19 protein-coding genes and 1 pseudogene are annotated in these 24682 nt (G+C 57.7%); 13 read left to right on the top strand and 7 right to left on the bottom strand.

What is annotated here, in order from left to right; translation table 11 throughout:
- Window positions 1-6: 6 nt before the first annotated feature.
- Entirely contained in the window at window positions 7-1671 is a 1665-nt protein-coding gene (locus ERE07_RS20065) for an ABC transporter permease (protein WP_245153808.1), read from the bottom strand.
- Window positions 1655-2704: a Fe(3+) ABC transporter substrate-binding protein gene (locus ERE07_RS20060; protein ID WP_130010810.1), complete on the bottom strand. Its 1050-nt coding sequence runs from the start codon at window positions 2702-2704 to the stop codon at window positions 1655-1657. Before ERE07_RS20060 ends, ERE07_RS20065 begins: the two co-directional genes overlap by 17 nt.
- A gap of 367 nt (window positions 2705-3071) precedes the next feature.
- Between ERE07_RS20060 and ERE07_RS20055 the strand changes: the two genes are divergently transcribed.
- The 8 genes from ERE07_RS20055 to ERE07_RS20020 all read left to right on the top strand — a co-directional run bounded on the left by ERE07_RS20055 (window position 3072) and on the right by ERE07_RS20020 (window position 12051).
- Window positions 3072-3848: a ferredoxin--NADP reductase gene (locus ERE07_RS20055; protein WP_130010809.1), complete on the top strand. Its 777-nt coding sequence runs from the start codon at window positions 3072-3074 to the stop codon at window positions 3846-3848.
- Between the two features lie 128 nt (window positions 3849-3976).
- Window positions 3977-4363 carry a Rid family detoxifying hydrolase gene (locus ERE07_RS20050; RefSeq protein WP_130010808.1) on the top strand — a complete coding sequence of 129 codons (387 nt, stop codon included), beginning with the start codon at window positions 3977-3979 and terminating at the stop codon, window positions 4361-4363.
- 15 nt (window positions 4364-4378) lie between these two features.
- Window positions 4379-6454 (top strand): ATP-dependent DNA helicase RecG, encoded by a 2076-nt coding sequence (gene recG, locus ERE07_RS20045; RefSeq protein WP_130010807.1) that lies wholly within the window; start codon window positions 4379-4381, stop codon window positions 6452-6454.
- A 38-nt stretch (window positions 6455-6492) separates the two neighbouring features.
- Window positions 6493-7449 carry a LysR substrate-binding domain-containing protein gene (locus ERE07_RS20040; protein ID WP_130010806.1) on the top strand — a complete coding sequence of 319 codons (957 nt, stop codon included), beginning with the start codon at window positions 6493-6495 and terminating at the stop codon, window positions 7447-7449.
- Between the two features lie 165 nt (window positions 7450-7614).
- The gene (locus ERE07_RS20035; RefSeq protein WP_130010854.1) at window positions 7615-8097 is read left to right on the top strand and encodes a Dps family protein; all 483 of its coding nucleotides are present in this window, start codon (window positions 7615-7617) and stop codon (window positions 8095-8097) included.
- Window positions 8098-8306: 209 nt separating this feature from the next.
- The gene (locus ERE07_RS20030) at window positions 8307-9431 is read left to right on the top strand and encodes a branched-chain amino acid ABC transporter substrate-binding protein (protein ID WP_130010805.1); all 1125 of its coding nucleotides are present in this window, start codon (window positions 8307-8309) and stop codon (window positions 9429-9431) included.
- 257 nt (window positions 9432-9688) lie between these two features.
- Window positions 9689-10888 carry a tyrosine-type recombinase/integrase gene (locus ERE07_RS20025; protein WP_130010804.1) on the top strand — a complete coding sequence of 400 codons (1200 nt, stop codon included), beginning with the start codon at window positions 9689-9691 and terminating at the stop codon, window positions 10886-10888.
- The gene (locus ERE07_RS20020) at window positions 10885-12051 is read left to right on the top strand and encodes a PDDEXK nuclease domain-containing protein (RefSeq protein WP_023081477.1); all 1167 of its coding nucleotides are present in this window, start codon (window positions 10885-10887) and stop codon (window positions 12049-12051) included. The genes ERE07_RS20025 and ERE07_RS20020 overlap by 4 nt, the downstream gene beginning before the upstream one ends.
- 187 nt (window positions 12052-12238) lie before the next feature.
- Here the strand turns inward: ERE07_RS20020 and ERE07_RS21745 are convergent, their stop codons facing one another.
- Entirely contained in the window at window positions 12239-12394 is a 156-nt protein-coding gene (locus ERE07_RS21745; RefSeq protein WP_167671024.1) for a hypothetical protein, read from the bottom strand.
- Here ERE07_RS21745 and radC point away from each other — a divergent pair.
- The gene (gene radC, locus ERE07_RS20015) at window positions 12386-12895 is read left to right on the top strand and encodes a RadC family protein (protein WP_019436912.1); all 510 of its coding nucleotides are present in this window, start codon (window positions 12386-12388) and stop codon (window positions 12893-12895) included. The genes ERE07_RS21745 and radC overlap by 9 nt on opposite strands.
- A 127-nt stretch (window positions 12896-13022) precedes the next feature.
- Here radC and ERE07_RS22090 read toward each other — a convergent pair whose 3' ends face one another.
- The 4 genes from ERE07_RS22090 to ERE07_RS19995 form a co-directional block, all read right to left on the bottom strand.
- On the bottom strand, window positions 13023-14285 hold the full coding sequence (locus ERE07_RS22090; protein ID WP_023081476.1) for an ATP-binding domain-containing protein: 1263 nt from the start codon (window positions 14283-14285) through the stop codon (window positions 13023-13025).
- The gene (locus ERE07_RS20005; RefSeq protein ID WP_033946832.1) at window positions 14282-16072 is read right to left on the bottom strand and encodes an ATP-dependent nuclease; all 1791 of its coding nucleotides are present in this window, start codon (window positions 16070-16072) and stop codon (window positions 14282-14284) included. The genes ERE07_RS22090 and ERE07_RS20005 overlap by 4 nt, the downstream gene beginning before the upstream one ends.
- Before the next feature lie 229 nt (window positions 16073-16301).
- Entirely contained in the window at window positions 16302-18065 is a 1764-nt protein-coding gene (locus ERE07_RS20000) for a coiled-coil domain-containing protein (RefSeq protein ID WP_019436909.1), read from the bottom strand.
- A 53-nt stretch (window positions 18066-18118) separates the two neighbouring features.
- Entirely contained in the window at window positions 18119-19264 is a 1146-nt protein-coding gene (locus ERE07_RS19995) for a DUF4297 domain-containing protein (protein WP_209021202.1), read from the bottom strand.
- A 702-nt stretch (window positions 19265-19966) separates the two neighbouring features.
- Between ERE07_RS19995 and ERE07_RS19990 the strand changes: the two genes are divergently transcribed.
- The 4 genes and pseudogenes from ERE07_RS19990 to ERE07_RS19960 form a co-directional block, all read left to right on the top strand.
- The gene (locus ERE07_RS19990) at window positions 19967-20794 is read left to right on the top strand and encodes a DUF932 domain-containing protein (protein WP_022960621.1); all 828 of its coding nucleotides are present in this window, start codon (window positions 19967-19969) and stop codon (window positions 20792-20794) included.
- 81 nt (window positions 20795-20875) lie between these two features.
- Window positions 20876-22939: a ParB/RepB/Spo0J family partition protein gene (locus ERE07_RS19985; protein WP_130010803.1), complete on the top strand. Its 2064-nt coding sequence runs from the start codon at window positions 20876-20878 to the stop codon at window positions 22937-22939.
- Between the two features lie 304 nt (window positions 22940-23243).
- The gene (locus ERE07_RS19980; RefSeq protein WP_130010802.1) at window positions 23244-23699 is read left to right on the top strand and encodes a DUF6367 family protein; all 456 of its coding nucleotides are present in this window, start codon (window positions 23244-23246) and stop codon (window positions 23697-23699) included.
- A 707-nt stretch (window positions 23700-24406) separates the two neighbouring features.
- A pseudogene (locus ERE07_RS19960) lies at window positions 24407-24562 on the top strand (DUF736 domain-containing protein); the annotation flags it as partial.
- Window positions 24563-24682 lie beyond the last annotated feature (120 nt).

The raw sequence follows: 24682 nt of genomic DNA, 5'->3' as shown, positions 1-24682 counted from the left end.
AGCGAGCTAGTGAGACTTGAATTGCGTGCGGGCCAGCAGAATAACAGGTATCAGCCCCGCCACGACGATGGCCAGCGCCGCAACGGCACCTTCTTCGTAGGTGCCACGGGCGGCTTCTGCGTACAGCCATGTTGCCAGCGTATCAAAATTTACGGGCCGCAACAGCAACGTGGCAGGAAGCTCTTTCATGGCGTCCACGAAAACAAGAAGTGCCGCGGCGCCCAGCGCGGGGCGCAGCAGCGGCAGATGAACGCGCCGCAGCGCGCCGGAGGGCGTTTCACCCAGCAGCCGGGCGGCTTGCTCCATGGAAGACGGGATACGCGCCAAGCCGGCCTCGATGCCGCCAATCGAAATCGCAAGAAAGCGGATGACGTAGGCGATCGCCAAGCCTATCCCCGAGCCCATGATGAGCAGACCAGGGTCTGGATTGCCCAGCCATTGCCACACGTTCGATAGCACCCGGTCTGCGAACACCAGTGGCATTAGCAGGCCGATGGCCAGAACCGTGCCCGGCAGGGCATAGCCACAGGTGGCCACGCGTGCGCCGGCTTGTGCGAGCTTTTCGGCGATTCGCGAATGCTGCCTGGCGCATCGGACGGCCCAGGCAACCACCAGGCCACAGGCCAGTGTGAGCAGGGTTGCCACCAGCGCGATGGTCACCGTATTCCAGGCACTGCGCAAGAGTTGATCCGAGACGTTACCTACACGATGAATGCGCTTGATGGTTTCGTTGAGCAGATAAAGGGCAGGCGCAATAAAGCCGATAAGCACGGGCAGGATACCCAGCAGGCACGCCACCAGCGCCGGGAGGCCTGACAGGCGTATTGCCTGCACAGCTCGTGTACGCTGGGTTCCCGCATAGCGCTGGCGCCGTCGCCCGTATCGCTCGGCCACGATGAGCAATGCGACGATGACTAGCATGGCCAGTGCGATCTGTGCTGCGCCGGCCAGGTCGTTACGCGTAACCCAGGTGGTATAGATCGAGACAGTGAGGGTTTGAACGCCGAGAAACTCGGAAGCACCGATGTCGTTGAGCGTTTCGAGCAATGCCAGGCTTACACCGACCGCGATTGCGGGACGAGCCATGGGCAGGGCCACACGAAAAAAAACACTTCGACTTGATTCGCCCAGCACGCGGGCCGCTTCCAGCAGGGCCGCCGATTGCGTGGCGAACATGATGCGCGTGCTGAGATACACATAGGGGTACAGCACCACGCCCAACAGGAATATGGCGCCGGATAGGGACCGCAGATCGGGCAGGCGGAACTGGCGGGGGCTATCGTAACCCAGGAGCTCGCGTATCAGCGTTTGTACGGGGCCGATGGGATGCAGGATGTCGAGATACGCAAATGCCACGATATACGTGGGCACGGCCAAAGGGAGCAGCAGTGCCCACGACAAGGTGTTTCTCAGAGGAAAATCATACGCGGTGACCAGCCAGGCGCTGCCCACACCCAGACAGGTGACAACAACGCCAACGCCAGCCAGCAACAATAATGTATTGCCCAATGCCGTGGGCAAGACAAACTGCAGAAGATGTGACCAGTGACCTGCCGCCCCCTGCAATGCAAACCAGCCAAGGGCCAGCACGGGAGCCAGAACGCAGGCAGCGATCAATAAGGCCGCTGCCGGCCACCCGGCTCCCGCCTTGTGACTAATTGTTGAAGCCAACTTTATCTACCAGCTCACTTGCCTGTTTACGGTGTTTGGCGATTTCTGTCAGCGGGAGCGGGTCGATGATCAGCTTGCCGAAGCTGGCAACGACTGGATCGAGCTCAACGCCGTCTTTGACGGGATATTCGTAGTTGGCCTTTGCGTACATGCTTTGCGCGGTGTCGGAAACAAGATATTCAAGCAGTGTGACGGCATTATCGCGATTGGGCGAATGCTTGGCAATTGCGGCGCCGGAGATATTGACGTGCGTGCCACGGCTTTTATCGTTTGCGAAGGTAGGACGCACAACCTTGATGGCTTCGCCCCACTTGTACGCATCGCTGCCCGGTTCGGCATTTTTCATGCGGCCCACATAGTAGGCATTGGCGATACCGACATCGCAAATACCGCCCAGAATGTCGCGCGCGACATCGCGGTCACCGCCTGCAGCCTTGCGGCCGAGGTTGGCCTTGACTTTACGCAGCCATTCTTCGGTGGCCTGTTCGCCGTCGTGCGCGATCATGGCGGCGATCAGCGCGGTGTTATACGGATGCTGACCCGAGCGGATGCAGACCTTGCCCTTCCATTTGGGATCGGCGAAGTCTTCGTAGGTGATGGCGTCCAGGTCGAGTTCCTTGGCGACATAGGCTACGCGGTCGCGCAGGGACAGCGTGAACCAATGGTTGTCGGCGCCACGCAGGTTTGCGGGAATGGTGTCCTGAAGCACCTTGGAGTCGACCGGCTGGGTAACCCCGGCTTCGACCAGATCCAGCAGATTGCCGATATCGACAGTCATGAGTACGTCGGCGGGAGATTTGTCGCCTTCAGCCTTGACGCGTTCGATCAGGCCGTCTTTGACGAAAACAGTATTGACCTTGATGCCCGAGTCTTTGGTGAACTGTTCCAGCAAGGGCTGGATCAGCCCGGGCTCGCGTGTGGTGTACAGGTTGACATCAGCGGCGCTGGCAACGCCTGACAAGGAGGACAATGCCAATGCGCCAGCAAGAACAAGGGTGCGGAACAACGGCTGTGATCCGATCGGGGAAGTCATAGGGGATCTCCGGCTAGAGGGGGTAAACAAAATCCGCCGGCCGAAATTGGCAGGCGGTTTTAAATAATAATGATTCTCATGTAAGATGGCGAAACAATAACAGACTAGCCGCTTATATTCAACTGTTTGTAAGCCTGAAAATAGGTGATTCATCGGTTTTTTTGAGCAGGGTCAAACAGGCTAGTGGCCCGTTTTAAATGGATATGACCAAGGTGCGATAAAATCCTGTTTATCCTCAAATACATACGCACAGCTATGCTGGCGGGGCCTGCGGCATTTTGCCGCCCGCTCCATGCCTGGAACTCAAGGCAAAAAGCACTGTGTATGTTTTCACCCGCATAGCGGCATTGCATTTTTTAGAATTGATATGGCAGCTTTCAATACCGAGCAGGTTCTCAGCGTTCGTCACTGGAACGATTCCTTGTTTTCCTTCACCACAACCCGTGATCCGGCCCTGCGTTTCCACAACGGCCATTTTGTGATGATCGGCATCGAGGTGGAAGGCAAGCCGCTGATGCGCGCCTACAGCATCGCCAGCGCCAATTACGAAGACAAGCTCGAGTTTCTGAGCATCAAGGTTCCCAATGGGCCGCTTACGTCCCGTCTGCAGCATCTCAAGGAAGGCGATTCCATCCTGGTCAGCCGCAAACCGGTCGGCACATTGGTGGTCGATGATCTCAAGCCGGGCAGAAACCTCTATCTGTTCGCCACGGGCACGGGTCTGGCGCCCTTCATGAGCATCATCAAGGATCCTGACGTCTACGAGCGTTTCGATAACGTCGTCCTGATGCATGGCGTGCGTTTCAAGAGCGAGCTTGCCTATTCTGATTTCATCCAGAACGAGTTGCCCGACAACGAGTACTTCGGCGATATCGTCCGCGATAAGCTGATCTATTACCCCACCGTTACGCGCGAGCCTTTCCGCAACGAAGGGCGTATTACGCACGTCATCGAAACTGGCAAGGTATTCGAGGATACTGGCCTCCCATTGCTCGATCCGGCGCTTGACCGCGCCATGCTGTGCGGCAGTCCCGCCATGCTGGCCGACATCGGCGCCATGCTGGATAAACGCGGATTTGTTGTGTCGCCGGGCGTCGGGCAGCCTGGGGATTATGTTGTCGAACGCGCATTTGTCGAAAAATAATCTGCTTGTGAAAAACAGGCCGCAAGCATTGTTGAAACGCCTTTCACAGTAAAATAGGCTTTTAGTTTTAGCTATAGAGCATTAAACTCCAATAGTCGCACTAATCCTTTTTTCCTTGAGGCGTTTTAATGAGCAAAGAAATCATCCACACGGATACGGCTCCTGCAGCTGTTGGCCCTTATTCACAGGCCGTTGCGGTCAAGGGCGGAAAAACCGTTTATCTGTCTGGCCAGATCGGCCTTGAGCCGGGCACAGGAGATCTGGTTTCCGAGAACTTCGAAGGCCAGGTGCGCCAGTCGTTCGCCAACATGCAGGCCGTTATCGAGGCAGCAGGCGGGACGCTGGACAGCATCGTAAAGCTTACCCTGTTCCTGACGGATCTCAGCAAGTTTGCCAGCGCCAATGCAATCATGGCAGACATCATTCCCCAGCCATATCCAGCCCGTTCCACAATAGGCGTTGCAAGTCTTCCCAAGGGCGCCCAATTCGAAGTGGAAGCGGTTATCGTCGTCTAAACGCAGGCAACCAGGGTGAGCGCATCCCGGGCCACTGGCGCCAGGCTCCCACTTGGCCAACCCGCCACCTCGCTCCTGCAGCGCAAGCTGGAGCGCCTGGGCTTGCGTGATCCTTCCGATTTTGTCGTGCATTTACCCTTGCGCTACGAAGACGAGACCCGCCTCGTGCCTATCCTGTCCCTGGCCCCTGGCATGACAGCACAGGTCGAAGGCGAGGTCGTGCGCAGCGAGGTGCAATACAGGCCACGGCGACAATTGCACGCCGTCCTGCAAGACGACTCGGGCCAGTTAGCATTGCGCTGGCTCAATTTTTATCCCAGCCAGCAAAAACAGTTGAGCGAAGGCAACCGGCTCAGGGTGCGTGGCGAAGTGCGCAACGGATTTGGCGGACACGAGATGGTGCACCCCAAGGTCAGCCGTGCAGGGGGGGATTTACCGCAGGCGCTGACGCCTGTTTATCCGACAACCGATGGGCTTACGCAGGCCAGCTTGCGCAAAGCCATTGATCAAGCATTGCAAACCGCGGATCTCTCGGATACGTTGCCGGAAGAAGTTCGCCAGCAGTATCAATTGCTGCCTTTTGCCCAGGCCATCCGGATGCTCCATCATCCTCCGGCTCAGGTGTCCTACGCAGAGCTTGTCGAGCGCGGCCATCCTGCCTGGGAGCGTATCAAGTTCGATGAGCTGCTGGCCCAGCAGTTGTCGCTTGCGGCGGCCCGTGCTGCCCGGCGGCGCCAAAAAGCCCGTGAGCTCCCGCCCAACGGCGTATTGCTGAAAAGACTGCGCGCCAGCCTGCCGTTTCGCCTGACGGATGCGCAAGAACGGGTGATCCAGGAAATCTCCAGTGATTTGTGTCGCAATTTTCCCATGCATCGATTGCTGCAAGGCGATGTGGGCAGCGGCAAAACCGTGGTGGCCGCCTTTGCTGCCGCGCAGGCGATCTCTGCCGGCAGTCAGGTCGCGCTCATGGCGCCTACGGAAATCCTGGCCGAACAGCATTTCCGCAAGCTGGCTTCATGGCTGCAGCCGCTGGGCGTGAACGTGGCGTGGCTGACGGGCAGCCTATCGGTCAAATCACGCAGGCAGGCCATGGCAGCCATTGAGTCGGGCGAGGCGCAACTGGTCGTGGGAACACAGGCGCTTATTCAGGACAAGGTGGCATTCGACAATCTGGGGCTTGCCATCCTGGACGAACAGCATCGGTTCGGAGTCGGCCAACGCCTGCAGCTCAGCCGCAAGGGTGAGGCGCATGAGGGCGTGCTCGCGCTCATCCCTCACCAGCTCAATATGAGCGCGACACCCATTCCCCGCACGCTGGCCATGACATTCTTTGCCGATCTTGACGTCTCGGCCATCGATGAGCTCCCGCCGGGCCGCAGCCCCGTTCTGACCAAGCTGATCGCCGACACGCGCCGCGACGAGGTACTGGGCAGCGTTACCGCCGAAGTCAGGCAGGGCCGCCAGGCGTACTGGGTCTGCCCCCTGGTAGAGGAAAGCGAGGTTTTGCAGCTTCAAACAGCAGTCGATACGCACGCGCGGCTTGTCCAGGCCTTGCCCGATCTGCGCATCGCCCTGATTCACGGCAAGATGGCAGCCGCTGACAAACAGCAAGTGATGCAGGGGTTTCGTGATGGACACGTCGACTTGCTGGTCGCCACGACTGTTATCGAGGTAGGCGTCGATGTTCCCAACGCGTCCTTGATGATTATCGAGCACGCCGAGCGATTTGGCCTGGCACAACTGCACCAGTTGCGCGGAAGGGTGGGGCGTGGCAGTGCGCAGTCCATTTGCGTGCTGATGTATCAGGCGCCACTGAGCGCCATTGCCCGCCAGCGGCTGCGGGCCATGTACGAAACCACCGACGGCTTCGAGATCGCGCGTCGCGATCTCGACCTGAGAGGCCCTGGCGAGTTTCTGGGGGTAAGGCAGTCCGGCCAGGAACTGCTGCGTTTTGCCAGCATCGAAACCGACACTCGCCTGGTCGTCCAGGCGCAGGAAGCCGTGGCGGTAATGCGGGACTGCTTTCCTGAGCATGCCCGGGCACACTTGCGCAGATGGATGCGCGACCGCCAGGATTTCCTGCGCAGTTGAGGAAACCCTGTACGGAACAGCTTATAGCGAGACTATCTATGACGCTTACGGAATTGAAGTACATCGTCGCTGTGGCGAGAGAAAGACACTTCGGTCGCGCGGCCGAGGCATGTTTTGTCAGTCAGCCCACGCTGTCGGTGGCCATACGCAAGCTGGAAGACGAACTGGGCGTCGTGCTTTTCGAGCGCGGAGGCACCGAAGTCGGCATCACGCCCATTGGTTTGCGCGTCGTGGCGCAGGCGCAGCGTGTACTGGAAGAGGGCGCCAATCTGCGCGAAATCGCTCGCCAGGGGCATGATCCGCTGGCAGGCCCCTTGCGTGTGGGCGTGATTCACACCATAGGGCCCTATCTGCTTCCACGCCTGGTGCCCACGCAAATCATGGCCACGCCTCAAATGCCTCTGCTGCTCCAGGAGAACTTCACGACTCGGCTGCTCGAGCTGTTGCGCCAGGGCGAAATTGACTGTGCCATTGTGGCGCTCCCGCTGCCCGACGCGGGCTTGATGATACATCCGCTGTACGACGAGCCTTTCGTGGTGGCGGTGCCCAAGCACCACCCCTGGGCAGACAGGAAACACATCGACGCAGAGCGGCTTAAAGATGAAACCATGCTGTTGCTGGGCACCGGCCACTGCTTCCGGGATCAGGTACTGGAGGTGTGCCCGGAGCTTTCGCGTTTCTCCGCGTCCAGCGAAGGCATACAGCGCACCTTTGAAGGTTCATCGCTTGAAACCATCCGGCACATGGTCGCTGCGGGACTGGGCGTCACCGTACTTCCGGCCAGCTCTTTGTCCATGCCTGGCATCGAGAACCATCTGCTGACTTACATCCCGTTCAAGAAGCCGGTGCCAGATCGGCGCGTGGTGCTGGCGAGCCGAAAAAGCTTTCCGCGCCCTACGGCTATCGATGCCTTGATCAAGGCAGTGCATGCGTGCGATTTGCCTGGCGTGAACTATCTCACCGCCTTGCCCGAGACGCTTGAGCAGCCGGCATGATCATGTTGCATGATAGCTATCGACACCATTAAGAATTATCATCAGCCTACGCCAGCGGCGCGAAACGACCGCGTGGTATTCTGACATTGACCATTACCCTTTAGTGTTTTTTGGAGAATTAGAATGGCAAGAGCACGCAAAATCGAAAGCAACAAAATTGCTCCCATGAGTGACAAAGGCATGGCGATTGACATCGGCATTTCAGATAAAGACAGAGCCGCAGTCGCCACCGAACTTTCCAAAATGCTGGCCGACTCCTATACCCTGTACCTGATGACGCACAATTTTCACTGGAATGTCACCGGGCCGCTGTTCAATACGCTGCACAACATGTTCATGACCCAGTACACCGAAGAATGGGAAGCGCTCGACGGCATTGCGGAACGCATTCGCGCGCTGGGCCACTATGCGCCTGGCACCTATGCGCAGTACGCCAAGCTGTCCTCGATTTCGGAGCCGGAAGATGTTCCTACGGCCGAAACCATGATTCAACTCCTGGTCAAGGGCAACGAAGCAGTCGCCAAGACAGCGCGCTCGGCCCTCAAGAAGGCCGATTCCGTCAACGACCAACCCACCGCCGACTTGCTGACCCAGCGCCTGGACATCCATGAGAAAAACGCCTGGATGTTGCGCAGCTTGCTGCAGTAAACCGGCTCGGCGTCGAAAAGCGCACGCCGCAGACTGTCCCTTCGACACCCCTTGCGTTACTTGCACGTCAGGGGTGTTTTGCATGATGGCGCCATAAGCCTGTATTGCAGGCTGGCAGAGATCCGTAAAGCGGCTAGAGAAAACCCTGATTTTTCACGCCGGAAAGGGGCTTTCAGTGTATGCTTTGCTGCGTACTTTCAGGAGGCTATATGAAACTTCGTTTTACTCCCGCTGCGGCCGCTGTCGGCCTGATTGCGGGGATGCTCATGTCGGGTGGCGCGCTCGCCGCCGACACCATCAGAATCGCTGTTGCCGGTCCATTCACCGGGCCAGTGACGCAGTACGGCGCCATGGTGAAAGAGGGCGTGGATACCGCCATTGAAATGATTAACGCAAAGGGGGGTGTGCTGGGCAAGCAGCTCGAAGCCATTACCATCGACGACGGCTGCGAGCCCAAGCAAGGCCCCGTGGTGGCCAACCGCGTTGTCAATGATGAAATCCATTACGTGGTGGGGCATGTCTGCTCAGGCGCCACCATTGCCGCCACCGATATCTACAATAATGAAGGCGTCGTCATGGTCACGCCTTCGGCCACCGCGCCCGCCGTCACCGACGGCAAAAACTACGAAACCATCTTCCGCACCATCGGTCGCGACGATCAGCAAGGCCCGGCCGCGGCGAAATTCATCATCGAAAAAATCAAGCCCCAGAAGGTTGCTGTTCTGCATGACAAACAGTCTTATGGTCAGGGTATTGCCAGCTCCGTTCGCGACGAGCTGAAAAAGGCCGGTGTGGATGTCGTGATGTTCGAGGGCATTAATGCCGGTGATAGCGATTATTCCGCTGTCATTACCAAGCTCAAGTCCAGCGGTGCCGATTTTGTCTATTATGGCGGCTATCATCCCGAAATGGGCCTGCTGCTGCGACAGGGCGCCGAACAAGGCCTGAAGACGCAATTCATGGGTCCGGAAGGCGTTGGCAACCCAGACATCAATGCCATTGCGGGTGGATCGGTCGAAGGCATGCTGCTTACCTTGCCGGCCGACTTCACCCAGGATGCATCCAATGCCGGCATCGTTAAAGCCTTCAAGGACAAAGACCGTGATCCAAGCGGCGCATTCCAGTTGACGGCATTCTCGGCAACACAAGCGATTGCCGATGGCATTACGGGTGCCGGTGAAGACGATCCGATCAAAGTGGCAGAGTACTTGCATGCCAACTCGATCAAGACGCCTATCGGCGAAATCTCCTGGAACAAACAAGGCGACCTGAACGATTTCAAGTTCGACGTTTTCCAGTGGCATAAAGATGGCAGCAAAACGGTATATAAATAATATTCCGGGCTGACCGGGAGCGGTCAGCCAAATGTCAAAACCCCGGTTTGCCATGCTCACGCATGGGCCGGGGTTTTTTTTGTTTCACGATGACTCCAGCATCGCATTTCGCTGGACTACGCCAAGGCTCGATACAGCAGGTTTATCAATCACTTAGGCGAGTTCAACATATGCCGGTGCTTTCCGAAACTTGACCCGGCTTCCCCTCGCGTGGCTCCCATGCGGCTCTTGGAAACCGGGCTTTCCGAGGAGTCATCATGGCGAAGATCAAGCTCACCAAGTCCGCAGTCGATGCGGCACAACCCCAAGACAAGGCCATCGAACTGCGGGATACCTTGGTGCCTGGCTTCCTGTGCAAGATCACCCCGGCGGGCCGCAAGGTGTTCATGCTCCAGTACCGCACGAATGCCGGCGAGCGCCGCAAGCCAGCGCTGGGCCAGTACGGCGAACTTACGGTCGATCAGGCGCGCACGATGGCGCAGGAATGGCTGGCCGAGGTGCGCAAGGGTGGCGATCCCAGCGCGGCCAAGAGCGCTGCCCGCAAGGCACCGACCATGAAGGAGTTTTGCCACACCTTCATGGAGGACTACTCCAAGCAGCGCAACAAGCCCAGCACGCAGCGCGGCTATCAGGGCGTCATTGACCGCTGCATCATCCCGATCATGGGCCGGATGAAGGTGCAGGACGTGAAGCGCCCGGACGTGGCCACGCTGATGAAGAAGCTGGCCTACAAGCAGGCCGAGGCCAACCGCACCTTCGGCGTGCTGCGCAAGATGTTCAACCTGGCCGAAGTGTGGGGGCTGCGCCCTGACGGCACCAATCCGTGCCGCCACGTCCCGATGTACCCACCCGGCAAGGAAACCCGGCTCATCGTCGATGACGAGCTGGTGCGGATCTTCCGTCACCTGGAGCATCTGGAAGCCGAGGGACTGGAGAACTACGTCATCCCGCTGGCGATTCGCCTGCAATTCGAGTTCGCCGCCCGGCGCTCCGAAATCTGCCCGCTCGAATGGGCATGGGTTGATCTGGAAAAGCGCCGCGTCGTCTGGCCTGACAGCAAGACCGGCGGCATTTCCAAGCCCATGAGCGAGGAAGCCTATCGGCTGCTGTCCACCGCGCCGCGTCGGGAAGGCTGCCCCTATGTCCTGCCGTCGCCGAACGATCCCACCCGGCACATGACCCACGGTGAGCACTACGGCGGCTGGACGCGCGTGCTCAAGGCCGCTGGCGTGCCCCACGTTGGCACGCATGGCATCCGTCACCGGGCGACGACCGACATTGCCAACTCGGGCGTGCCGACCAAGGTGGGCATGAAGCTCACAGGCCACAAGACCGTGGCGATGTTTATGCACTATGTTCATACCGAGGACAAGCCGGTGCGGGATGCGGCCGAACTGGTGGCGAATCGGCGGCTGGCGATTACCGGAGCATCCCGCTCTATGGAGGTGACAGCATGACAAGGAAGATGCCTGTGGCAACGCGGAAACCCGCTGCCTTACCGGCTGGCTATGCCGGCATCCACGGCGGCATCGTGGAGCTGCTGGATGCCGCGCGTCAGGCAGCGGCGCGCAGCGTCAATGCGCTGATGACGGCCAGCTATTGGGAGATTGGCCGCCGGATCGTCGAAGCCGAGCAGAAAGGCAGGCGGCGAGCTGGTTACGGCGAGCAGTTGATGGCGCGGTTGTCCGCTGACCTGACGGCGCGATTTGGGCGCGGGTTCAGCCCGGACAACCTGGAGAACATGCGACGCTTCTTCGCCGCTTACCCCCTTGAGACAATTTCCGAGACACTGTCTCGGAAATCTGGTGGAGGGCTGCCCATCGAGAATTCCGAGACGGTGTCTCGGAAATTCGACCTCTCCGAACTGGCCCAGGCCTTCGCCTTGCCGTGGTCAGCCTATGTCCGGCTGCTGTCGGTCAAAGATGACCATGCACGCCAGTTCTACGAGACCGAAGCACTGCGCGGTGGCTGGAGCGTGCGCCAGCTCGACCGACAGATCGGCAGCCAGTTCTACGAGCGCACGGCCCTATCCAAAGACAAGGCGGCGATGCTGGTCAAGGGTTCGGTGGCCAAGCCCGAGGATACCGTCACTCCCACTGACGCTATCAAAGATCCGTATGTGCTGGAGTTCCTTGACCTCAAGGACGAGTATTCGGAATCCGACCTGGAAGCGGCATTAATCCAGCGTCTGGAAGACTTCCTGCTGGAACTCGGGGAAGGCTTCACCTTCGTCGGGCGGCAACGTCGCTTGCGCATCGACCAGACCTGGTATCGGGTCGATCTGCTGTTCTTTCATCGCAAGCTGCGCTGCCTGGTCATCATCGACCTCAAGTTGGGCAGCCTGACCCATGCCGATGTGGGGCAGATGCACATGTACTGCAACTATGCCAAGGAGCATTGGGCTTACCCGGACGAGAATCCTCCGGTGGGCCTGATCCTGTGCGCGGACAAGGGTCATGCCCTGGCGCGGTATGCGTTGGATGGCTTGCCAACCAAGGTGATGGCGGCAAACTACCGGACGGTGCTGCCGGATGCCGAGTTGCTGCAAAAAGAGCTGGAGAACACGCGGCGTCTGCTCGAATCTCGCGGAACGCTGTCCCTCAAGGACGAAAAGCAGTAGTTGTGCGTCCCGACGTTCCGCCGCCGGGCTCGCGGGCTGCGCCCCGTATTTCGTGCCAAATCACAGCCATTCGGCGCTGATCCCTGACGCCTCCGGCCTGGATCGTTGATCTGAGCCTGCGCGTGCTGCGCACTTGCCAACGGCGGGTGTGTGGCTGGGAGGGGTGTAGGCGGTCTTGCTGTTCCCTTCACCGTATCACGGCGTTCTCGCCGTCAATGACTGCGCGTGCTTGCACGCTTGCGGCCTGTCGGCCGTCTTCGATCCCTGACTGCTTGCGCTGCGCCGTGCTGGCCACGGTTCCGGGCAATTCCGCCCGAGCAACCGGAGCACGATCATGTCGCAACTGTCCTTTTCCTCGTTCGATGACGCTTTGCTGGTGCGTGACGCCCAAGGGCGCTACTTGCCGGCGTCGGTGGATCAAATTCTTGAAGCGGCACGTCAGGCCATCGAGCTGAAGATGCAGCGTGGTGCTGAGTTCACGTCCCCGGCGCTGGTCAAGGAGTACCTGCGCAACAAGCTGACAGGCTTTGAGCATGAGGTCTTTGCGGTGCTGTTTCTGGATACGCGCCATCGGCTGATCGAGTACCGGGAGATGTTCCACGGCACCATCGACAGTGCATCGGTGTATCCGCGTGAAGTGGTCAAGGAAGCCCTGCGGCTCAATGCGGCGGCTGTCATCCTCTCGCACAACCATCCGAGCGGGAATCCTGAGCCGTCGCAGGCCGATAAGCTGCTGACGCAGCGGCTCAAGGATGCGCTGGGACTGGTGGAGGTGCGCACGCTGGATCATGTCATCGTGGCCGGACAGGCAGCAACTTCATTTGCAGAGCGAGGGCTGATCTGAGTCTAGGGGCTTCGGCCCCTTTTTTTTATTTTAATAAATCCGTTTGACCCAATCCTACCTGTTAACGCCGATGTAAAACTGACCCAGATGCCGAAGTAACTCTGACCCCTTTGGGCAATTCAGCGCTTCATGCGAAAGGAGGCCGGTTCATATGGGCGGATGCCTGCACAAGAACAACACATCGTTCCTTCGCACGCGTCACTGCGTTATAAAGCAAACGTCTCTTCTGGTCGTCGCTACCACCAACCGCCGCTGGCCACAAAACTATGACGTTGTCGAACTCTCGGTTCTTGGCGCCATGAACTGTCATCCCTTTCCACCCACGCACCTCGTTTCTGCGAGATTGGCGGCGCTGGGAAAAGGACTGCTCAATCGACTTCACGATCTCATCCTTTGAGAACTCCAGCTTTGCCCGGGTCCGACGTTGAGTCTCTAGCCATTCGAACACATCCCTGGCTGTTCTGGCGTCACCAGCCGCCGCGAGGACGGCGTTGATGGAGGGAGCGTCGGTCCGGTCCGCAAGTTTGATCGCGGCGAGGTACTCGCTTGCGGCTTTAGCCTCTGACTGCTCCCATGCGACTTCATACGGGCCTGCGCCTTTCTTGGTCTTGTTGGCAGCAGCCCAGGCCAAAGCGCCTTTGGCAAACGTTCCAAGGGTCGGGGTGATAATGGCGACGCTCTTGCCTCCGCCATACCAGTTCAAATTGGAGTTGATCCATGCGCCAGCCAACGGCGCAGTGGAGGTCTGCGCAACGAGGAAGAACTTCTCCGACTTGGGCGCCTCACCGGCGCGAATTGCTCTGGCTGCATTGAGTAGCTCATCAACGTTTGTCCGACGAGGCTGTAAAAGCTCCTGAGGGGCGCATACCTGGGCCAGCCAAGCGCAGGCAGGGTTGGGGCGTAGCTCCTCGCTCAGGCATTGAAACTCGTCGGCAGCAACGAAGACCTCCAACCTGTTGGCCAAGCCTGCCACCATGCCTAGGCGGTGCGCTGTCATGTCCTGAGCCTCATCCAGGACAAGGATAGGAAACGTCGAAGCCACCCAGCCTTGGACATCTCTGACCTGTGCGAGTGCACTCGCGGCCTCGCATATGCGCTCGTACTCACTCGGTTGGATGTTCACAAAACCGAGGGCTGAAGCGAGCGAACGCCAACGTCGGAACAGACGCCATGCGAAGCTGTCGATGGTCGTGCACTCGGTCTTTCCCCTCAGATTCTGAAGCAACCCAAGGCGCTCTTCCAAGCGCCTGCGAGATCCATGCATGAAGGTGAGAGCCAGGACTTTCTGCTCGCTTTGGAGAGGCGCTCCCTCCAGATGCGCTGACAGCGATGCCATGAGCATGTGGGTCTTTCCACAACCAGCACCGCCGGTGAACGCGCGAACCGTCATGGATGAAACACCCACACACCATGGTCTCCGCGAACAAAGCGCTGCGTAGCGTTATCGCCGGCACAGGCACAGGCCAGACCGCTTAAGAGATCTGCGGCCCGCTCCCTGCATGCTGGCGTCGTAGAAATGGCTTCCGCGAGACTTTCATAGGCGATGACGTCCATCTTCTTTGTCTTCAAATAGGCCACGACATCCGCGCTCGAATTTGGAGGCTGAGGGGATATCTCCGCGAGCTTGGCAACCACTGCGTGCTCATCCGCATTGAGAATCCACCCGATGACATCTTCGATCATTGCGCCATCGTTCCAGCGGATGATCGAGCTGGGCGGCTCGGCCTCCAGCCGCAGTTGATCTGCGTATTCCAGACCTGCGGCATCACCATCGACGAGACAACACACACGTTTGTGGATGCGCCTCATCAGCCTGTGGGTCTCAATGACATTTGCGTCTTCCGTTGGGACCACGCCGACTTCGATGCCGAAGGGGCGAGTCATTGTTTCGACCCAGCCTTCAGTCATCGTCAACGGCCGGAGGATGCAACGCATCAACTGAAAATCGGCACGGCCTTCTGGAACGAGGAGTGCCGGCTGCATCAGCGCACTCAGTACGTCAATTCTGCTGTGCTGGAAGAACTTGCGCTTCCAGTTTGGCGCCGCGGCAGTAAGTGGGCTCGCTAGGAACGGTTCGGCTGAAAGTACGCCGTCATGCTTCTTCAAGATCAGCACAGAGGTCGGATCGGCCATGCTAGCAACAAGAGGTGAATGGGTCGTGACGAATGTCTGAGTGGAGAGAGCTTGAACCCTCTGAACCAACCGTTGCTGCGCAGATGGCGGTAGATGGACTTCGGGTTCCTCCAATGCCATCAGGAATTCACCACCGCTTGCAGCACGAGCACGACCCAGCTCGAGCAGTAGTAGCAGACCCTGCATGGAAACCAGCCCGCTGCCCTGTCTGCCTGCAGGAATACTGAAGCCATCAGTGCCTGCAAAGTGGGCTGAAACTGCTTCCATCACAGACCGACTGTCTGTGTTAGTAAGCCTCAACTGAACTTTTGGAGCATTTGGGAATGAGAGCGCAAGCTCGGTATTCAAGTTCTGAATCAGCGGTTGAATGCCCGGGTCGGCGTCGATAGGTTGCGCCGGTTCTCGCAGACGGTCCCGCTCGGCCAGCAACGCAGCTGCGGGCTGAGCCGCAGCTGCAAGCACTGTGCGTTTGAAGAGCTCGTTCCCCCACGAGAAGACTTTGTCCCACGTCCGGCTCGCACGTACCAGATAGAAACTCAGTTCTTGAATGAGCTTGCCTGGAACAGGGGCCGGAGCCTCATCAGCAAACGGATCTATAGGTTCATCGTGGTCATAAAAGTAGCGTACAGTCTCCACGGCTAGGGTGTCATGGTCGAAGCGTGCTTGAACGCCGAGCTGACAGCATAGTTTCCATTCCGGGCTGTTGCGCACGGGATGCACTTGGCCTGACGTCTCGTCAAGCCATTTCACTACTGCTCTTTCATCACGAAACCATTGGCTACTCTGTTCTGGGTCGTCGCCGGTAAAACCTGTGACTGTTGCGACGACTTTGATCCTATCGGCTGCTTGTGGATTGGACCCGAAGAAGTCATGCTCGCTCAGCTCGCGAATAAGACGATCCCTGCCAAGCACGAGAGTCAAAGCTTCGATCAGGGTAGTCTTGCCTGAGTTATTGTCTCCGACAAGAACAGGATGTTTTCCAAACTGAATAAAACCGCTTCTTACACCCCTAAAATTCTCGATCCTCAAGTTGGCTATTCGCATCTTCATCATCCTTTTTGAGAGCGCTCAGATCAAGAATTCCGCTGCCAATACCCCGTAGAGGCCGTGAATCTTCGAAATGACAAAACAGCGCATCTATGATTACAGTTCACGTTCAGCGCATGCATTCATGAACAGCAGACCGGCTAAAGTTATTTTTTAAAACTTCCACTCTGCAGAATTATTATGCTGCTGCGTCCGGATAAATTTTGTAAATATAAATATGAGTGATTTAACTCGGCAAATTATTCGAAGGCCCTGTGATTGATCCATCAAAGTTAAGCAAAGATCGGCACTCCGTGTAATTCGTCTCTTTGAGGATTTTCTGTTCGTCCAGTTCGATCACATGCGCCTCACGTTTGTAGTCCTTGATTTCGTCGCGATTCATGGCGCATAAAATCAGCTGTGCGTTTGAAGGTACTGCACCCGTCAAGAATTGGAGAATTTTTTCGTAGTTGAAGTCAGCTTGTTCCTGCTGATTCGGAGTGTCGATCACAATAGCCGAAAAAGCCTCATTTTCTGCTTTGTGTGCCTGCCGGATAACGGACATGTAGTAAGCCAAGATGCCACGGGTGCTTTCCGCTGCGCCTCCGCTTCCATGGATTTTCTTGTAATCTAGGGGGGATTCGACAGGTGCCAGATTAACGCCTTGCGCATTCAGCTCCTGTAGGTAAGAGGTCAAAGAGTTTTTGAATGCAGCGTTCAGATCCTCCCGCTGTTCCTTGGTCAGTAGTTTTTTCTGTTCGGCCCTCAAGCTTCTATTCGTAGAATTTATGGAACGTATTAAAGCTGTTTTTGTCTCCATCGTCCGCTGTACATGTTTTTGAACTGCACGAGATGCTATGCTGTCTAGAAATGATGCTTCGGAAGCATTTTCCTGATTTTCAGGCATGCTCGAGGGCTCAAGCGATTTGTATTTGCTGTTTATCTCATCAATTTCGGTGCGCGTACTCTCAAGCCTTTTCTGAGAGTTAGCCAACTCTTTATTCAGCCGCTCGATCTTCCCGTTGATTTGCATTACTTGCCTTTCAGCCTCGTCTTTGTCGGCGAGAATGGAGGCTCGACTCGGTGACGAATTGTCGTGCATGGTTCCACACAACGGGCAAAGAAGAGACTCACCTTCAATACACTCGACAGAGAAGGTGTAATCCTTATCAAGTTCAGAAGATGCAATCGCTGCCAGATCAAGTTGGCCTTGTAAATAGACACGTTCCGTTTGAAGTTCGGCAATCGTCCCAAGCAGATCCTCTTGCTTAGCCTGCAATTTTGCGATGTCGTCAGAGACCTCGGAGGCGAGGATGTCGAACTCACCTTTTGATAGGGTGACCATTTTTCTGGATTGAGGTACGTATGTTTTGACTACATCAATAGCTGTCTCAATCTTTCTAACTTCACCTTCTGCAGTTTTTTTCTCAAGGTTCTGAGCAGCAATCTTCTCTTCGAACGTGAAAAATTCAGGCCGTAAATAGCCTGTGTGGTATTCGATGATGGTCTTCTGCCATTTCGCGTATTGCTCAAGATTGGTAAAGCCGTTCCATGCGTGGGACCAACTGCGCTGCTGATCTACGTAGAAAGGCAGAAAGTAGAAAGCAGGAGGCGGTGTTTCGAGTTTGGTTGAGTCGCTCCGGCTCGGCAATAGAGCCTCGAAGCCTACGATCTCAGCAAAGGCATCCGAGTATGCGCCTGTGATTTTGGGAAATTTTTCCCATTCTCCATTTGGGCGACGAAGGAACATGATGTTCCCGTATCTCCCCGCCTGATAAGTCTGATTGCCGACACTGAAGTCAACCAGGCATCGAACGTCAAACCCCGTCCACGTAACATCTAAGACAGGGTCTCCACCTAGAGCCCAAAAAAGCAACTTCGCTAGAGTCGATTTCCCAACGCTATTGTCGTTCGCCGTTATCAAGTTGAAGCGAGGTTTGAACTCGAACTGATTTCCGGATTTTAGGGTATCGGACGCCACTACTAGTCGTTTGAATACTAAGTTTTCCATGCCGCTTTGTCCTAAGATTTCTGATCAGCAGTTTGAAGTTGTCGATAGTCGGCTCATTTTTCATGACACTTGCTCAATAGTTCGTAAATGATGGCTGCTTGGATTGACTCCAAGTTCACCAGATTCTTTTTGGTTGCCTCTGGCAAAATTTCAAGTGTCAGATTCATAAAATCCATCACGCCTTGTTTTTCGAATACTTCAAAGTTGTGTTCAACCGCATTCTTAACTGCTTGTTGGTTGTCAATGGCAATCAATGAACGCTCCAGGCGCACGGCGTTGTGATAGCGTTCAAACGCTCTGCGTACCTGAATCCGCTTATTCGATTTCAGTTCAAGATCCTTGAGAATATCGTCCAAGTCTTTCTCGAATGCCTCGAGCCCCTTCTTCTCCGTATAGGACGATATAACCCGCTCAACATCGCCATGAGTGGTTCCTTTGTTCTTTATAAGATTTTTCCAATCAGTAAAATCAAAGGCTACAGTTCCCTTGCGATGCAAGTCATCAATTAATACTCGATAAATCGTTGATGAGTCATACATGGCTCCGGGAGCTTTAATGTTGACAAGTTTGGAAATTCGGCCAATAGCTACATCCTGAAATCCGGTGGTGGCTAGATCAGGTGTGATGAACCTTAAGGTTCTGGGAATAGGGTAGGAGCCAAGCTCTTTGTCGATTGCAGCCTGGATGTCTTTCAGACACTCATCATGAAGATCACCGATTGAAATAATTGAGAGCTTCAAGCCATCGGTTTTAGGAGGTAGCTTAAAGCCACAGGTCGCGACCAAATCGAGCGAGTTCAGCTTTTCGAAAAAGGGCTTTTTTCGAATCCCTTGGAGCATTTTTCCAAGAATTGAATTTGAATTTTTTTTGGTAGTGGACTTTGGGATCGAAGTCAATTTCTTCTGATTCCAAGGTGTAGCATTGACGTTTTTGATCTGATTGAATTCAAACCGCGCGAGAGATTCATCGGTCGAAGTCGCCAATACTACGTCCTCATGAAGCTCGATAAAGACAACGTAATCATCCGAGTTTTCATGAGCACCAAGAATTCGGCAGAGAGCCCAGTGGTACTGGTACTCGTACTTTTCGAATGTTTGCGCACCAGCTCTTTCCCTCTGTGCTGCGGCAAGAGGGTTTCTACCTGGCGATCCATTTTCTGTATCCAATTCTTCCCCCAGCATCCCTTGACTTTCTATCATCCTGTCGGTCCGAACTGCTGTTCTTGACTCAATAACATCCTGTTCCACTTGCCAGCCTGATCCTGGCCAGAAACGGAGGCGGATTTGGTCAATGTGCTGACCTGATCAATTTGGCAGCTTCCACGAAAAAAGTTCTTTTGCCATTCGGCTTGCTGGCAGAAGAGCTACTGCTTATGGCCGAAAGAAGTCCATAGCACAAATAGATAATAAACGAAACACATGCTTGCGTCTCCGTTTCACGGACCGCGCTGCTCCAGGTTCGCTGTTCGCTCATCCCTGACGGGACTGGCATTGGCCAGCCTTCCACATCCCTGACGCCTACGGCCCGGCTTCCAGCTTCGGGCCTGCGCGCTTCGCTTGCGTGCGGTTTGCACATCGTGGCGGCCGTTGCCATGTCCAGCCGTCTCTCCTGACTCCATCACCTTGCTCGCGACTGTAGCCCGTGGCCGCGTGCCATCAAGGCGCGCCAGGCCGTGTCCTCGGCTGTGCCTGCGGGCCGCACCTACCTGACGCTTTTCTCCTTGACGGCCCACGTCCGTGGGCTCCTGACCGTCGCGGGCGATGAACTCAGGAAAGACGGTGGCAACAGGGCCAACCGGGTTCTTCGTGCCAACCGCACCGAACAGCCGAAAGGCTGGGCTCCGAATCTAGGAATCCGGTGTGCGGCTTGAACAGCAAACCCTTTTCGTCAGGAGAAAGACCATGCTTGCATCCCGTTTTGCTTCCCGTTCCCCGGTACTGCGCAGCGATTCCCCGCTGTCCGATGACCAGATTCACCGTGTGGCCCCGTCCATCTTTGCGGAAGCGCCCCACGAAAGCCGCTCCCAGCGTTACGCCTATATCCCCACCGCCACGGTGCTGACCGAACTGCGCAAGGAAGGGTTTCAGCCCTTCATGGTGACGCAGACCCGCACCCGCCACGAAGACCGGCGCGACTACACCAAGCACATGATCCGGCTGCGCCATGCCAGCCAGATCAATGCCCGAGGCGAAGCCAACGAAATCATCCTGCTGAACTCGCACGATGGCACCAGCAGCTACCAGATGCTGGCCGGCATGTTTCGTTTCGTATGCAGCAATGGGCTGGTGTGCGGGGACACCGTGGCCGATGTGCGCGTGCCGCACAAGGGGGACGTGGCCGGACAAGTGATCGAGGGTGCCTATCAGGTGCTGCACGGTTTTGACCGTGCGCTGGAATCGCGCGAATCCATGCAGGCCATCACGCTGGATGAAGGCGAAGCCGAAGTGTTCGCCCGCGCCGCCCTGTCGCTCAAGTACGACGACCCGGACAAGCCCGCACCTATCACCGAGTCGCAGATTCTGATGCCGCGCCGCTTCGACGACCGCCGCCCGGACTTGTGGAGCGTGTTCAACCGCACCCAAGAGAACCTGACCAAAGGCGGATTGCATGGGCGCAGCGCCAACGGACGCCGCCAGCAGACCCGACCGGTGCAGGGCATTGATTCCGATATTCGCCTCAATCGCGCCCTGTGGCTGCTGGCTGATGGCCTGCGCCAGTTGAAAGCCTGATTTCCCTGCGCGGCAGGGGCAGGCAGCCACCCTTGCCGCGTCATTCGCTGCTGCATTCCATCATCGCAAGGAGTTTTCACCATGAACGCCATCAATCACACCGCAGCCAGTGCCGCGCCTGCCGTGCTACTGGAAGCCGCCGACCCGAGCAAGAACCTGATTCTGGTGCCGCTGTCGCGGCTGGTATCGCGTCCCACGGGCCGCAACGTGCGCAAGACCCCGCGCATGTCGATTCCCGAACTCGCCGCCAGCATCCAGCGTGTCGGCCTGCTGCAAAACCTGATCGTGACCGCGACCGCTGACGGCGAGCGTTACGAAGTCGTGGCCGGAGGCCGTCGCCTTGCCGCCCTCAAGCTGCTGGCGAAGAAGCGCCGCATCAGCAAGGAATGGGACGTCCCTTGCCTGCTGGTGGCCGATGGCACCGCCCGCACCGCCAGCCTGACCGAGAACGTACAGCGCGAAGCCATGCATCCCGCTGACCAGTTCGAGGCATTCGCCGCGCTTGTGGCCGAAGGCCGACCCATCGAGGACATTGCCGCCGATTTCAGCGTCACGCCGCTGGTGGTGCAGCGCCGCTTGAAACTCGCCAACGTGTCGCCGCGCCTACTGGCCGACTACCGGGCCGAGGCCGTGAGCCTTGACCAGTTGATGGCCCTTGCCATCACCGACGACCACACCGCACAGGAAGCCGCGTTCTACGATGCGCCCACATGGCAGCGCAGCCCGCACAACCTGCGCGACCGCCTGACCGAGCGCGAGATTGACGCCCACCGGCACCCGCTGGTGCGCTTCGTCGGACTGGACACCTACGAGGCCGCAGGCGGTGGCACACGCCGCGATCTGTTTGCAGAAGCCGATAGTGGCGTGTATCTGACCGATGCCACGCTGCTGGAGCGGATGGCGCAGGACAAGCTGGCCAGCCTTGCCGCCGAGGTGAAGGCCGAAGGCTGGGCATGGGTGGATGCCACCCCCGGCACGACCCATGCCGACCTGCACGCCTTCCAGCGCGCCCCGAGGCATCGCCGCAGCCCGAACAAGCGCGAAGCCCAACGCATCGAGAAGCTGCAAACCAAGATGCAGGCGCTGGCCGAGGCCGTGGATGCAGCCTTGGACGCCGACGATGAAGAAAAGGCCGACGCTTTGCAGGAGAAAGGCGAACACCTGGGCGAACAGTTGCAGGCGCTGGAAGATGGCTTGCAGGACTACGGGGAAGCCGTCAAAGCTGCCGCCGGTGCCATCGTCACCATCGACCGCAACGGCGAGGCCGTGATTCATCGTGGCCTGCTGCGCGAAGCCGAGGCCAAGGCACTGCGCACGCTTGAACGGCTGCGGCAAGATTTCGGCAGTGAGGGCGAAGCCGGAAACGACGACACCGGCGAGAAAGTCGACGATACCCCCAAGCCCGCCGCTATGTCCGACCGACTGGCGCAGCGGTTGAGTGCCCACCGTACCGCCGCGCTGCAAATCGAAGTGGCCCGGCATCCGCAGGTGGCGCTGGCCGCGCTGGTGCATGGCATGGTGCAGGCTGTCTTGCAAGGCAGCTACTACGGCCACGATCTGCCGCTGGGCGTGAAGCTGACCCAGCAAGATCGGCTGGAAGGCATGGCCCCGGACTGGCCGGAATCACCTGCCGCCGTGGCACTGCGCGAACTGCAACAGGCAGCGGGTCAAGCCTTGCCGGAGGACAACGCCGAACTGTTCGCCGCACTGCTGGCGAAGTCGCAGGATGAACTGGTGCGCCTGCTGGCCGTATGCGTGGCATCCACGGTCGATGTGGTGACGCCCCGCGCTACGGCGCAGCAACCGGGCGCGGAACTGGCGCAGGCTGTCGGCTTGGAAATGGCCGCATGGTGGAAGCCCACCGCAGACGGCTATTTCCAGCATGTACCGAAGGCCGCGATTCTGGAAGCCGTGGGCGCGTTCGCACCGGAGCACGTCACCCGGCTGGCGAAGTTGAAGAAAGGCGACATTGCCAGCGAAGCCGAACGGCTGGCCGATGGCACCGGATGGATGCCTGCCATCTTTCGTCCCGAAGCCCCGCAGCAGGACGCGCAAGAAGTGACGGCAGACAAGGAGGCCGAAGCGCCGGAGGAAGTCGTCGCCGTGGCGTATGAGCAGCCGCAGGCCGAGGCACTGGCCGCGTGACCTTGCACCGCAAATAGCGCCCCGGTTCCGGCCGGGGCGCTTCATGTTGAGGATTCCCCCATGAGCCACGACACCACGAACCGCTCGCGCATGGCCGCGACCTCTGCCCTCGGCACGGGCTACGCCTTGCCGCGTGGTGGATTGTCGAAACGAAGGAACAACGAGCAACCAATAGTAAGTTCAGTGGATAGCTCCCTGGCAGAAACTCTGGTGGCGATGTTGAAATTCCCGATGAGCACCCCATCTACGAGTTTCAAAGCTGCTGCATGTGGCTCAACGAGGGCTTTCAAGAGGGATTTTTGAAATGAAATTGGCTGATATTTTGAGGGAGATGGATGCGGAGCCGTCGGAGATTTCTGTTCTGGTATCGTCCGATGCTCTTCTCCGCTGCAACTTGGAAATCGCCCTAGAAAGCATCTGGGTGAACTCGGGGTACAAGGACTGGATGTATCGCGTTGACCCCGAAGATCCGAGGCTTCCTTTGCAACGCCACATCCACATTGCCAAGAAGAAGCACACCAGTGCGAAGAACATGCAGGCATCGTGGAACGCTGATGGCACGCGCCATGACAAAAAATCCTTCAACACTTCCGTGGGCGATACGACGCGTGTAAGAGAGATTGCAAGAAACGTTTTGAGCATCAGTCCTGAAATTGCACTTGAAAGCATTGATGCTCCCCGATCAGATGCTGCTCTGATTGATGAAATTTCATTTTCTTCGGACGGGAGTGAGGCCTATGTCGCTCTTCGTGCGCCCTGAAAGTAAGGTGAGGTAAGCGTGTCGGCGCACTGCGCCGCCGGGCTTTCGGGCTGCGCCCCGTGCCGTCTTTGTCGTCACGGCCATTCGGCTTCAATCCCTCACGCCTTCGCGCCTGACGGCGCTGCGCGCTCCGCTTGCAGTGAACTCTGCGCCCCGTCGCAATGGGCGGGGCTTGTGAGGCTACGTCCCAGTTTGCTGCGGCAGGTTGTGCGATAGCGTGTCATCCTCGACGCTGGGCGGTTCGTTGCCTGTTCGTCAAGAAGGACGGTTCACCGACACACCGCCCGGCCTCTGCATGGAACTTCCATGCCTCGCCTCAAGCATGTGACCGCGAGTTGCAGCTGGGGTGCTCTGGCCTTGTCGTCAAGGCTTGGCCAGGCCCGCGTAAGGGTGCAAGCCAGTGAGGCCGTCATGCGGGGATGCCGAGTCGGTCATGTCTCCATTCGGGAGGGGCGGCCTGTACGTCCTTGTCTTGTTGTGAATCCTGGCGGTGGCGCGGCTGCGCCTTGGGCTTCATGGCCGCAACCTTCCAGCGAAAACAATTTCCCCTGCGCTACGCGCATTCCTTGCGGGACAAATTCTTTTCGCCTCCAGGTTCTCCACGTTGTTGCGACCGCTCCGCGGTGCGGCCAGCCCATCCCCCGCCGGGCGGATCACAACAAGGACGCACTGGCGCGACCTTGTTCAACCCGAAAGGAGAAATCATCATGGCTAACATCGGCACCTTCACCGCATAGAAAGACGGCTTTACCGGCACGCTTCGCACCTTGACGCTCAACGTCAAGGTCAAGCTGGTTCCCAACGACAAGGGTGACAACGAGAGCGCACCCGACTACCGCCTGCAAGCGGCTGGTCACGACATCGTAAGCGTCCGGTAAATGCATCTTGAGCTAGCCGCTCGCTCATAAGAGCATAGTGTCCATCAAAATAGGTGGACACATGTACACGAGCCAAGAGAACGAATCGTTAAAACGCCGGCGGCG

Origin of the sequence: Allopusillimonas ginsengisoli, assembly GCF_004153455.1 — a bacterium.
GTDB lineage: Bacteria > Pseudomonadota > Gammaproteobacteria > Burkholderiales > Burkholderiaceae_B > Allopusillimonas > Allopusillimonas ginsengisoli.
The sequence above is the reverse complement of the archived record's forward strand: the minus strand, read 5'-3'. Positions and strand labels throughout refer to the sequence as shown.